We start from the raw sequence: 9275 nt of genomic DNA, 5'->3' as shown, positions 1-9275 counted from the left end.
CACTGCTCACTGCTCACTGCCCACTGCCCACTGACTTCCGGCGCCACTAGCGACACCTTCTTCTTGCTTAAAAAATCCTGCCACTCCGGCGTTGGGATCTGATCTGTTACAACCGTAGAAATCGACTCCCAATCCACAATTTTGTAGAGGGAAGGTGATTCAAATTTAGTGTGATCAAGCACCAGAATGGTTTCGCGCGCATGGCGGACGGCTAGGCGGTACAGGTGGGCACTTTCGATGTCGCTAGCGGCAAGTCCGAAATCCATACCCACCCCGTCGGCCCCAATAAAGGCCCGATAGCCGCGTAATTGTTCCATCGCCTCCATGGCCAGCGGCCCCACGGTGTCCATGCGATCTACGCGGTATTGTCCGCCCAGCATAATGATGTTGATATCCGGGATTGCAGACAACTCTTCGGCGAGTCGAATGGAATTGGCGATCACCGAAAGACTACGCTTGCCTTTCAGCAGGCCTGCCATCTGAAACGTGGTAGTTCCTGAGTCGAGAAAAATCTGGTCGCCATCCTGTATCAGATTGACGGCTAACTCACCGACCCTGCGTTTGGCTTCGACATTACGAATGTTTTTTGAACGGAATGAAAAGTCGGCATGGCGCTTCAGTGTGGCACCACCATAGATCAGTTCCAACTCCTGTGCATCCGCCATGGTTTTCAGGTCTCGCCGTACGGTAGCCTCGGAAATAGACATTTCAACAGCCAGATCCTTTACCAGAACATGTCCGTTCCGGTAGACCCGCTCCAAAATGATGTCTTTTCGCTGTTTTCCTGAATAAACCACGGCAAAGTGCTTTCTTTTGCAAAAACTATGCAAATGTTTGCCATAAGTGTTGCATCTTTGTCAACAAAATGTTGCAAATATCTGTTTGACATATTTACATGTTCGCTTCATAGTTCGACCATTATTTGAGTAGAACTGGTTTCATTGATTTCGCGAAATCTGCATTTATTAGGGAGAAGCAACAATGTTCGAAGTCCAAATGCCTCAAGCTGGCCAATCTATGGAAGAAGGAACCATCGTTCGATGGCTCAAGAACGAAGGTGATAAGGTTCAATCAAAAGACATTCTATTCGAAGTGGAGACCGATAAGGCCGTGGTGGAAGTGGAAGCCGGGCATGACGGCATCCTTCGCAAAATCATCATTCCTGTTGGTCAAATGGTGCCGATCCGTACCCGTGTGGGTTTGATTGGCGACACCAATGAACCGATCCCTGCTGATGCCGGTTCCCCGGCGCCTGCCGCTCCGTCAGCTCCCATTCCCGCGCCAGCCGCTGCTGTGTCTGCTGCCGTAACAGGTGGTACTTTGACGGATGTGCTGATGCCGCAGGCCGGACAATCCATGGAGGAAGGGACGATCGTTCGCTGGCTGAAGAATGAAGGTGATCAAGTTCAGGCGAAGGAAATCCTGCTTGAAGTGGAAACCGATAAAGCGGTCGTGGAAGTCGAAGCCGGACATGATGGGACGCTGCGAAAGATTCTTGTTCCTGTCGGTACGACGGTTCCTGTCCGAACGCGTATCGCCTTGATCGGCGATGCCAACGCGGCGATTCCAGCCGACGCTGTTGCCCTGCCTGCCAAGTCTGTGGCCGTTTCTGCACCCAAGGCCGTCGCTCAAGTGGCGACTATAGCGGCACCCGTTGCGGTGCCGACCTCCGGTTCGATCAAGGCCTCCCCGGCCGCCCGTAAAATTGCCGGTGAACGTGGAATTGACCTCGCTTCCGTCGGCACCGGCTCCGGTCCCAGCGGGCGTATTACCTCACGCGATCTTCCCGCACAGGCGGCACAGATCAAGCCTGCCACCGGTGCCGGTGTGGCACCCTCCGTATCGTCCGCTGCTCCTGCGGCTGTCAGTGGTCAGGCGTCCCGCCGCCGATTGACTCCGATGCGCAAGGCGGTCGCCCGGAACCTGCTGGCCTCTAAGCAGACCATCCCGCACTTCTACATGCAATTGACCGTGAATGCAGTGCCGATGTCCGATCTCCAGAAGGCTGAAAAGAGCAAGTATCAATGCTCGCTCAACGACTTTGTGACCAAGGCCTGTGCCAAGGCCATCCGGGAATTCCCTGCCTTCCGTAGCCGTATTGAGGGTGATGAGATGGTGGAATTCAACGACGTCAATATTGGGATTGCCGTGGGTATGGATGAAGGTCTGGTGGTCCCTGTAATCTTGCGTGCTGATACGTTGTCCATCAAGGAACTGGCAACCGAAACACGGCGCCTCGCCCAATCGGCCAAAACCGGCAGGATCGAGAACATGGGTAAAGGTGTGTTCACCATTACCAATCTCGGGATGTTCGGCATCGAGCAGTTCACGGCCATTGTGAATCCACCGGAGGCCGCGATTCTGGCTGTGGGCGCCATGCGTGAAACCGTGGTGGTCCAGGATGGCGCCATGTGGGCGGGCAAGGTCATGACTGTGACGCTCAGTGCCGACCATCGTGTGGTGGATGGGATGCCTGCGGCCAAGTTTATGGCGCGTCTGAAAGAGTTGCTGGAAAACCCGGCGCAGTTGGTGTGAGGAGAACGTTATGAGTAAACATTTTGACATTGTTGTTCTCGGTGCGGGCCCTGGCGGGTATGTGGCGGCCTTGAAGGCGGCGCAGATGGGGGCTTCGGTCGCCATCGTCGAAAAGGGGGATCTTGGCGGCACCTGTTTGAATGTCGGTTGTATTCCTTCCAAGGCACTTCTGGCATCCGCGGAATTAATCCATTCCATTCATGGCGCGGCCTCGATGGGCGTGAAGGTGTCCGGAGATGTAACCTTTGACTGGCCTGCGATTCAGGCCCGCAAAGACAAGGTTCTTCAGACGTTACGTGGCGGCATCAAATCACTGTTCGGTGCACGAAAGGTCACTCTGTTCCAGGGGCGGGCCAAACTTAACGGGCCGGGAAAAATCACGATTGAATCCAAGGTGGGCCTAGAGGAGATCACGGCCAATAAAATTATTCTGGCCGTGGGTTCAATTCCTGCACGGATACCTGGGTGGCCCACCGATCCCGAGCGTATTTGCACCAGCGACGAGTCCCTGCACTGGAAAACCCTCCCCGCCCGCCTTTTGATTGTTGGCGGTGGTGTAATCGGCTGCGAATTCGCCTGTATGATGCGCGAGTTTGGCGTCCAGGTGACTGTGGTTGAATTGATGCCCCGGCTTTTGCCTGAACTGGATGAAAGTCTCGGAGAGCCTTTACAGAAGGTCTTCACGAAGCGTGGCATCCAGTGCTTTACCGGTACCAAGGTGGAATCTTTGACCGCAGGTGACACCGTCAAGGCCGTGCTCAGTAATGGCCAGATCGTTGAGGCGGATCGTGTATTGTTGTCCATCGGGCGTCGACCCAATACCGCTGACATCGGGTTGGAGTCTGTGGGGCTGTCGACTGATCGCGGGTTTGTCCGTGTGGATGACCACATGGAAACCCCGGTTAAGGGCATCTATTGTATCGGGGACGCCAATGGGCGTTGTCTGCTTGCCCATGCCGCTTCAGCACAGGGTGTTGCCGCCGTGGAGAATGCCATGGGCCATGCCCTCGCCTTCACTGCGCCCATCCCGTCGGCGGTTTATACATTCCCCGAAATCGGTGCGACAGGAATGACTCAGGCGCAGGCGAAGAAGGCGGGCATTCCGATCGCTATTGGCGTGTTCCCGCTGGCCGCGTTGGGTAAGGCGATTGCGGTGGGGCATACTGAGGGTTTTGTCAAAGTGATCCGGCATCGCGAGACGGGCGAACTGCTGGGTGTCCATATGATGGGGCATAATGCGACCGAATGCATTGCCTCGGCGGGCGCCATGCTTCACAAAAAAGTCTCTGTGCAGGAATTGGCCGAGGTGGTGTATGCTCACCCGACCATCGGCGAGAGCATCAAGGAAGCCGCAGAGGATGCCTTGGGTATGGCATTACATTTGCCACCGCGCAAGGTGGTGCGAGTGGCCGCAGGTTGAAGTTTAGCTCATAATCGTAATCTTAATCGTAATCTTAATCACTTCTTCTGCGATACCGGGGGATAGATTAAGATTACGATTACGATTAAGATCAGGACTAATGGGTTTAAGAACGGGAGAAAATGGTCATGACGCAGAAAATACAGCAGGGGATGGATTCGTTGATTGAGTTATCCCGCTTTTATGGTGTGGATTCCAGTTTTGTACTGGCCGGGGGTGGAAATACGTCCCTGAAGGTGGGCGATAGGCTTTTCGTTAAAGCCAGTGGACATGCCCTCGCCACGATTACTGCGGACGGGTTCGTGGAGCTTGACCGTAAGGCTTTGACGGTGTTGCTGGATAGCAAATTGGATGCCAATGCCCGCCGCCGGGAAGAGCAATTTAAGGAGGCGATTCTGGCTGCCCGCATTTATCCTGAGAAGGGACAGCGGCCTTCGGTTGAGAGTGTTCTCCATCATTTACTCCCCTCCACACTGGTGGTTCACACGCATTCCACGCTGGTCAACTTTTTGACCTGCGGTCAGAAGGGGCCCCAGTTGACGCGCACCTGGTTTGGCGACGATGTGCTGTGGATCCCCGTCTGCGATCCTGGTTTTGTGTTGGCGCAATTGGTGCAGAAAGAGATGAATGCCTACATTCAGCGTACGGGGCGAAAGTATCCCCCGGTAGTCTTCATCCAAAATCATGGTCTGATTGTGTGTGGCGACAGCACTGCTGAGATTCGCAAGCATACCGAAAAACTGATTGCCACGATTACTGAGAAGGCAAAGCTTGTGACCGCTCAGGTAAAACCTGCGGAGGCTCTGATTCCCGAAGCGGTCCAGGCCATCAACTCTATTGGCCCGGCTTTGCGCGGGTTGTTGGCGGAGGGTGAGACCCTTAAGGTGGTGGCCTTTGATGATTCTGAGCCAGTCAAGGCCTTGGTTGATAATCCGAAGGGAAAACAGTGGGCCACCTCAGGCACCCTGACGCCCGATCATATTGTCTACTGCAACTCATTCCCGATGTGGTTTGAGTGTCCTAAAGGTCAGCCCGCGGCAAGTGTTGTTGACGCTTTGCGCAAAGCGGTAAAAACCTACGCCAAAACCTATCGCTGCAACCCCCGGGTGGTGTTGGTCGCCGGATTGGGAATGTTCGCAGCAGGGGATGACATTGCCCAGGCCACGACCGTGCGGCTGGTTTATACCGATGCCGTCCGCATCATGGCGGGCGCCTCGAAACTGGGGGGCATCCAGTATCTCCCCGATGCCCAGCGCAAGTTTATTGAGGCATGGGAAGTGGAATCCTACCGGCGTCAGATCGCCAAGGCCGGCCGCAAAGCGGGACGGTCCGCAGGCAAGGTTGTTGTGGTAACGGGTGCGGCGCAGGGGTTCGGTTTCGAAATCTCAAAACAACTGGCAGCCGAAGGGGCACATGTTGCTCTGTTGGATTTGAATGTTGATGGAACCGTGGCGGCAGCGAAAGGGTTGACGCAACAATATGGTGCCGGGCGGGTCATTGGGGTGGCGGCGAATGTAACCAACACGGCCTCCATTGAGTCGGCGATGCATGTGGTGATTCGCGCCTTTGGTGGATTCGATGCATTTGTGTCCAATGCGGGAGTGCTCAAGGCGGGCAGTGTGAAAACGCTCAAACCCGAAGATTTTGATTTCGTCACCTCGGTGAACTACAAGGGCTATTTTCTGTGCGTACAGAAGGCTGCGCCGGTGCTCGCCGTACAGCATCTGGCAAGTCCGGCATACTGGAGTGACATCATTCAGATTAATTCCAAATCCGGTCTGGAAGGTTCCAATAAGAATGGGGCCTATGCCGGAAGTAAGTTCGGGGGGATTGGTCTGACCCAGTCCTTTGCGATGGAACTGATCGAGGACAACATCAAGGTCAATGCCATCTGTCCGGGCAATTTCTTCGATGGTCCGCTCTGGTCGGATCCCAAAAACGGCTTATTTGTTCAATATCTAAACACCAAAAAAGTGCCCGGCGCCAAAACCATCGAGGATGTGCGCCGGTTCTATGAGAACAAGGTGCCGATGCGCCGTGGCTGTATGGCTGAAGATGTGATGAAGGCTATTTTTTACATTATGGAACAAAAGTATGAGACCGGTCAGGCAGTGCCAGTAACCGGCGGTCAGGTAATGCTGTCTTAATAATAACAAGGAGAACCCCCATGTCTGCTAACGTCCTGCCTAAAACTCAGTATGCCGTCCAACTCATCGGACCCGGCGAACTCAAAATCAACACGGCTAAGCCCGTTGTAACTCCTGGCCCGCATCAGGTGCTCGGCCAGATTGAATCGGTCTGTCTCTGTTTCTCCGACCTGAAATTGCTCAAGCAGTTTTCTCAGCACCCACGTAAGAGCGAGGTCATCGGCGGATTGGCGCCGGAGGTTCTGAATGAGATTTCGAGCTATGTGCCCGGCGATAAGCCCACTGTGCCCGGCCATGAAACTGTGATCCGGATTGTGGCGGTTGGTGATAAGGTGAAGCATCACAAGGTCGGGGAGCGCTGCCTGGTTCAGACCGACTACCGTCCCTTCGCAACGGCCGGTTCGAATGCGGCGTTCGGATACAATTTCGAGGGTGCTCTTCAGGAATATGTGGTGATGGATGAGCGGGTGATCATTGATCCCGCCACCGGGGAGCGCTTTTTGATTCCTGCCCCTGAGAACCTGAGCGCCTCGGCAATCGCGCTTGTAGAGCCCTGGGCCTGTGTTGAGAACTCCTATGTCACGCCTGAGCGTCAGTCCGTCAAAGCGGGCGGAAAGCTCGCGGTGGTGGTCGATGGCGACCGGAAAATGTCCGGGATCGCAGAGAGCATGTCGCCCAAGGGGTTTCCTGCGGAAATTGTCACCGTTTGCGCAGATCACTGTGACAAAATGCTTGCGGCTCAATTCAAGGTGCCGGTGAAGCGGCTGAATTCCGTGGCGGATCTGCCCAATGAGACCTTTGATGACATTATTTATTTCGGCAAAGATAAGAAAATCATTGAGTTGCTGAATGACAAACTGACGACCTGTGGGATGATCAACATTGTAACGGGCGGTGGTAAGATTGGTGCCCTGGTGTCGGTTGGGGTCGGGCGTGTCCATTATGGTATGACGCGTTGGATCGGGACGATGTCTTCTTCCGCAGCCGAATCCTACAAGGCGATTCCGCCTACCGGTGAGATCCGTGCGAACGACACGATTTGTGTGACGGGCGCAGGGGGGCCAATGGGGCAAATGCATGTCATTCGCGATTTGTGTGCCGGGTTACCGGGAGTGGTGATGACGGCCGTTGATTTTGATGATGTCCGGTTGGTCAACCTGATGGCTAAGGCGCGGCCCATGGCGGCAGCTAATAAAGCGACCATATGCACGTTGAATCCAAAGACAGAAGCCCTTAAAGGTCCGTTTACCTATCAAGTGGTGATGGCGCCGATCGGAGTATTGGTGGCTGATGCGATCAAGAATAGCGCCCCCGGCAGTTTGATCAATATTTTTGCCGGGATTCCCGCAAACGTGAAGCATGAACTCGATCTTGATACCTACATTCAGAATCGCTGTTATATGTTCGGCACGAGTGGCTCTACGATTCGTGACATGAAGATTGTGCTCGGGAAAGTAGTCGCCGGGAAGTTGGACACCAATAGTTCGGTAGATGCGGTATGCGGTATGGCTGGCGCCCTCGAGGGGTTGGCGGCTGTTGAAAACCGAACCCTGGCTGGCAAGATTGTGATCTATCCAGCCTTACATGATCTTGGACTGGTGCCGCTGAATACCCTAACTCAAAAATTCCCCACGGTGGCCTCCAAATTAAATCATGGTAACTGGTCATCGGATGCCGAGAATGAACTGATGAAGGTGGGTAAGTAAGATGTTTCTCTGTTCCCTCTCCCCTTGAGGGAGAGGGCTAGAGTGAGGGGATGGTAATGTATGAGCTTAGCTCTTCTCAATAGTGATTCCCTTGAGGCGCGCCTTCAACATTTACGTGAAATGGTGTTGGCGCAACGTGCTGGTGCGGCGGTTCCTCGTACAGAGGAAGTGAATAACCACATCCATACGATGTATTCCTTCTCGCCTTATTCCCCTTCCGCAGCGGCCTGGCAGGCCGCGCAGGCGGGGTTACAGGCGGCAGGCATCATGGATCACGATTCCATTGCCGGGGCGAATGAAATGCTGGAAGCCTGTAAGATCATCGGGATTGGATCTACAGCAGGGTTTGAACTGCGTGTAGATTGCAGTATGACGGGGTTGTCTGGTCGCAAAATTAATAATCCGGATTCACTGTCAATTGCCTACATGGCGATTCACGGGATTCCTCGACCGGCGATTCCGGAAGTGGCACGTTTTTTGGAGCCCATTCAAAAAGCCCGCAACCTGCGTAATCGCGCGATGGTGGCTTGTCTTAACGAGCACCTTCAGGAATTGGGCGTCCCTCAGATTGACTTCGAGCGCGATGTCTTTGCGCGATCCCTGGCGGCGCAGGGCGGGGCGATTACGGAGCGTCATATTCTGGCTGCATTAGCTGAGAAATTGATTGGCCTGTATGGTCGAGATGGGCGGGTGGTTGGTTTTCTCCGGGACACCCTGAAGGTGGAACTCCCTGCCAAAATGGTTGCGGTGTTGAGCGATTCTGCCAATCCGCATTATCTTTATGATTTATTGGGTATTTTGAAATCTTCATTCCTGCCCTCCTTTTTCATTCAGCCCGGATCGCATGAATGTATTCCCGTAAGGAAGGCGGTAAAATTCGCCCTTCATATTGGCGCGATTCCCGCTTATGCCTATCTGGGCGATGTGACAGCCTCACCGACGGGTGATAAGAAGGCCGAGAAGTTTGAAGATGACTATCTGGATTTGCTGTTTGATGAATTGGTCGCGCTGGGCTTCCGGGCTGTGACGTATATGCCGCCCCGCAATACTCTGACCCAGTTGCAACGAGTGCAGGGGTTGTGTGTCAGGCATGGGCTGATGGAAATCTCCGGGGTCGACATTAATTCCTCGCGGCAGTCATTCAGTTGTCCCGAGATTATGCAGCCGGTCTTCCGGCATTTGATTGCCGCCACTTGGGCCTTGATTGCCCATGAAAAACTGGCGAGTCTTGACGCACGTTTCAGTCTTTTTCATCCTGCTAATCCGTATGCCACCGACCCTCTGGCCGAGCGACTGCAAGTCTATGCCAAGGTTGGAGCGTCCTTGGATTCAGCCCATCCTGAAAATGCCCTGAAGATGGCAGTACAGTTATTTCCAGGTAAGTTTGAGATCTAAATTTTCGCTTGAACCGTACTCCTTCGTCGCTAACTTCGTCGGAGAAGACATCGACTAAGTTAACGACTAAGT

6 protein-coding genes are annotated in these 9275 nt (G+C 54.1%); 5 read left to right on the top strand and 1 reads right to left on the bottom strand.

What is annotated here, in order from left to right:
* Nucleotides 1-797 (bottom strand): DeoR/GlpR family DNA-binding transcription regulator (locus WCI03_14520; protein MEI8141067.1); only part of this gene is annotated, 797 nt, incomplete at its 3' end.
* 184 nt (nt 798-981) lie between these two features.
* Here WCI03_14520 and WCI03_14515 point away from each other — a divergent pair.
* From WCI03_14515 to WCI03_14495, 5 genes are all read left to right on the top strand, one after another.
* A complete protein-coding gene (locus tag WCI03_14515; GenBank protein MEI8141066.1) occupies nt 982-2535 on the top strand; it encodes a 2-oxo acid dehydrogenase subunit E2 in 1554 nt (517 codons plus the stop codon).
* A gap of 10 nt (nt 2536-2545) precedes the next feature.
* Nucleotides 2546-3955, top strand: coding sequence for a dihydrolipoyl dehydrogenase (lpdA, locus tag WCI03_14510; GenBank protein ID MEI8141065.1), 1410 nt, complete (start codon nt 2546-2548; stop codon nt 3953-3955).
* A 128-nt stretch (nt 3956-4083) separates the two neighbouring features.
* Nucleotides 4084-6102, top strand: a complete 2019-nt coding sequence (locus WCI03_14505) for an SDR family NAD(P)-dependent oxidoreductase (protein ID MEI8141064.1) — start codon at nt 4084-4086, stop codon at nt 6100-6102.
* A gap of 20 nt (nt 6103-6122) precedes the next feature.
* The gene (locus WCI03_14500) at nt 6123-7808 is read left to right on the top strand and encodes an alcohol dehydrogenase catalytic domain-containing protein (protein ID MEI8141063.1); all 1686 of its coding nucleotides are present in this window, start codon (nt 6123-6125) and stop codon (nt 7806-7808) included.
* A 60-nt stretch (nt 7809-7868) separates the two neighbouring features.
* Complete coding sequence (locus tag WCI03_14495) at nt 7869-9203, top strand: PHP domain-containing protein (protein ID MEI8141062.1); 1335 nt, start codon at nt 7869-7871, stop codon at nt 9201-9203.
* Nucleotides 9204-9275 lie beyond the last annotated feature (72 nt).

It is taken from the genome of bacterium (assembly GCA_037143175.1).
Taxonomy (GTDB): domain Bacteria; phylum Verrucomicrobiota; class Kiritimatiellia; order CAIKKV01; family CAITUY01; genus JAABPW01.
This window is presented reverse-complemented; position numbering and strand designations above follow the sequence as displayed.